We start from the raw sequence: 3,247 nt of genomic DNA, 5'->3' as shown, positions 1-3,247 counted from the left end.
CAAGGGCCGTGTGCGCGGCTTTTTGGCCGTGGGAACTTCCCGTGAACCGGACGGTAGGGCGAGCTTGTCCCCAGCGAGCCGAGTCGGACGTGTTCCAGGCACGTGGAGCGGCTCGCCGGGACGGACTCGCCCTACCAAGTTCATGGGGCTACGATTTCTCAAGGACCCACGCCGAACCATGCTCGGCGTGGATCAATCGCGGCTTCCTTCGTGTTCGCCGGTTTGGCTCTGAATGCGCTTGGACTCGAAACCGAGTTCGCCTTTCTTGAACGCAACGGTGACGCGACTGCCTTCGGTGATTTCGCCGGCGATGAGTTTTCTCGAAAGAGGCGTCTCGACGTGGCGTTGCAGAAACCGCTTGAGCGGTCGCGCGCCATAGACGGGATCGTAGCCCTCGCGGGCGATGTGTTCCTTCGCGGCGTCGGACAATTCCAATTCGATGCGGCGATCAACCAGACGCGCCCGCAGCAATTTGAGCAGCAAATCTACGATGCGCTTGATTTCCGGCAGCGTAAGCGGCTTGAAGAGCACGATGTCGTCCACGCGGTTGAGGAACTCCGGCCTGAAACCGGCGCGCAGCTCGGCCATGACCTTTTTGCGCACTTCTTCGCCAATCTCGCCCGTCTCGCCCGCATTTTCGATCAGATACGGGCTGCCAATGTTGGACGTCATGATGAGGATCGTGTTTTTGAAATCGACGGTGCGCCCCTGGTTGTCGGTCAACCGTCCGTCGTCGAGGATTTGCAGCAAGACGTTGAACGCGTCGGGGTGGGCTTTCTCGATCTCGTCAAACAACACCACGGTGTAAGGCCGGCGGCGGACGGCTTCGGTCAATTGGCCGCCTTCTTCGTAGCCGACGTAGCCCGGCGGCGCGCCGATCAGCCGCGCCACGGCGTGCTTCTCCATGTACTCGCTCATGTCGATGCGAATCATGTTCTCCTCGCTGTCGAAGAGCGACCCGGCCAGCGCGCGAGCCAGCTCGGTCTTGCCCACGCCGGTCGGCCCCAGAAAAATGAACGAGCCAATCGGCCGCTTGGGATCTTTGAGCCCGGAACCGGCGCGGATCACCGCATCCGCCACGGCGGAGACGGCTTCGTCCTGGCCGATGACGCGGTCATGGAGAATTTGGTCCAGGCGCAAAAGTTTTTCTTTCTCCCCTTCCAAAAGGCGGCTGACGGGAACGCCCGTCCAACGAGAGACGACTTCGGCGACTTCGTCCGGGGTCACTTCCTCCTGAAGGAGGCGCTGGCCTTGGTCGGAAGAGGAGGATTTGGCTTCGAGTTCTCTGAGCTGCTTTTCGAGCTGAGGGATTCGGCCGTACTGGAATTCGGCCACGCGCCGGAGGTCACTCTGGCGCTGGGCTTGTTCCATCTCGGTCCGCGCGACCTCGATCGCTTCGCGGAGCCGCTGGATGTTTTCAATGGCGCGCTTTTCGGAATCCCACTGGGCTTTGAGCGTGTCGCGCTGGCTCTTGAGTTCGGCCATCTCCTTTTCCAACGCCCCGAGGCGGTCTTTGCTGGCCTGATCTTTCTCTTTGCGGAGGGCCTCGCGCTCGATTTCGAACTGCATGAGCCGGCGTTCGAGCTGCTCCAACTCTTCGGGCATGGACTCCATTTCCGTGCGCAGCTTGGCCGCGGCTTCGTCAATCAAATCAATGGCCTTGTCCGGGAGAAAGCGGTCGGAGATGTAGCGATGCGAGAGTTGCGCGGCGGCCACGAGCGCGGCGTCCTGGATGCGCACGCTGTGGTGCAATTCATAGCGCTCGCGCAAACCGCGCAGGATCGAGATCGTGTCTTCGACGTTCGGCTCGTTCACCAACACGGGCTGGAACCGGCGTTCGAGCGCGGCGTCCTTCTCGATGTGCTTCCGGTATTCGTCGAGCGTGGTGGCGCCGATGCAGTGCAGTTCACCACGGGCCAGCATCGGTTTGAGCATGTTCCCGGCGTCCATGGCGCCCTCGGCTTTGCCGGCGCCGACGATGGTGTGGATTTCGTCGATGAACAAAACGATTTGTCCCTGGGCCTTGGTGATTTCCTGAAGCACCGCTTTAAGACGCTCCTCGAATTCGCCGCGGTACTTGGCGCCGGCGATCAGCGCGCCCAGATCCAGGCTGATCAGGCGCTTCTCCTTCAAGCTGTCGGGCACGTCGCCGGCCACGATGCGGCGCGCCAGGCCTTCGACAATCGCCGTTTTGCCCACGCCCGGCTCGCCGATGAGCACGGGGTTGTTCTTCGTGCGGCGCGAAAGGACCTGCACGCAGCGGCGAATTTCGGTGTCGCGCCCAATGACGGGGTCCAGCTTGTTCTGCTGGGCGAGAAGGGTGAGGTCGCGCCCGTATTTGGCCAGCGCCTCATAAGTGCTTTCCGGATTGGCGCTGGTGACCCTCTGGTTGCCGCGCACTTCGGTCAGCGCCTGGAGAAAGTCGTTGCGGTGAACGTTGAGGGATTTGAAGATCTTGCCCACGCCGGAGGGGGCGGGCTCATCGAACATCGCCAGCACAACGTGCTCAACGCTGACGTATTCGTCCAGGAGCTTGCGGGCTTCGTCGCGGGCCTTCACGAGAAGCTTGCTCAAGCGTTGCGTGACATAAACGCCCTGGCTGGTGGTGTCGCTGCCCGAGACGCGTGGCAGTCGGCTCAGTTCCTCTTCGAGCTTCGCTCTCAGCAAATCCGGGGCAACCCCCGCTTTCTCGAATAGGCGCGGGACCAGGCCGCCTTCCTGTTCGAGCAAGGCGAGCGCGAGATGCTCGACGTCGGCGGCCTGGTGCTGATGGCGCGTGGCGAGGTTTTGCGCATCCATCAGCGCGGCCTGGGATTTCTCGGTGAATTTGTTCAAGTCCATAACTCGAGTCTGCTGCCTTCTGCATCCCGCTTGCCAACTTCGCAGCAGCTTCGGACGTTTCAGTTCATGCGCCTATGATCGAAGCAGTTGAAAGAATAAGACCCCACGCGACGTGCCTGGCCGAACGGATGGAACAGCGCTGAATTGTGGCCGTCGAGTGACAAATTGTCCGTCCGCGTCACGAATGTCACGAATTGACTGCCAAAATTAATCACGGCTGATTCAAGAAGGAGCGCGGGCAGCTTGCCCGCGCGGTGGCAGGGCAAGATTTTTGAAAAACTCGCGGGCAGGCTGCCCGCGCTCGTGCGCCTGAGATGGCGATTGGTCGAAGCGGTGAAAGTCCGCTTCTGTGCGGTGAAGAATCGTGCGGTATTGAACCATAACTGCGTCGTGGAAACACGGGGTG

Annotated in this window: 2 protein-coding genes; one reads left to right on the top strand and one right to left on the bottom strand. The window is 61.3% G+C overall.

The window, feature by feature from the left end:
* Positions 1 to 28 precede the first annotated feature (28 nt).
* Positions 29 to 232, top strand: coding sequence for a hypothetical protein (locus tag FJ398_26960; protein ID MBM3841518.1), 204 nt, complete (start codon positions 29 to 31; stop codon positions 230 to 232).
* On the opposite strand, the gene clpB is transcribed toward FJ398_26960, so the two are convergent.
* Complete coding sequence (gene clpB, locus FJ398_26955) at positions 193 to 2,841, bottom strand: ATP-dependent chaperone ClpB (protein MBM3841517.1); 2,649 nt, start codon at positions 2,839 to 2,841, stop codon at positions 193 to 195. The two genes, FJ398_26960 and clpB, sit on opposite strands and share 40 nt — an antisense overlap.
* Positions 2,842 to 3,247 lie beyond the last annotated feature (406 nt).

The sequence above is a fragment of the Verrucomicrobiota bacterium genome (assembly GCA_016871535.1).
GTDB lineage: Bacteria > Verrucomicrobiota > Verrucomicrobiia > Limisphaerales > SIBE01 > VHCZ01.
Note: the sequence above shows the minus strand (reverse complement) of the source record. Positions and strands in the feature narration are given on the sequence as shown.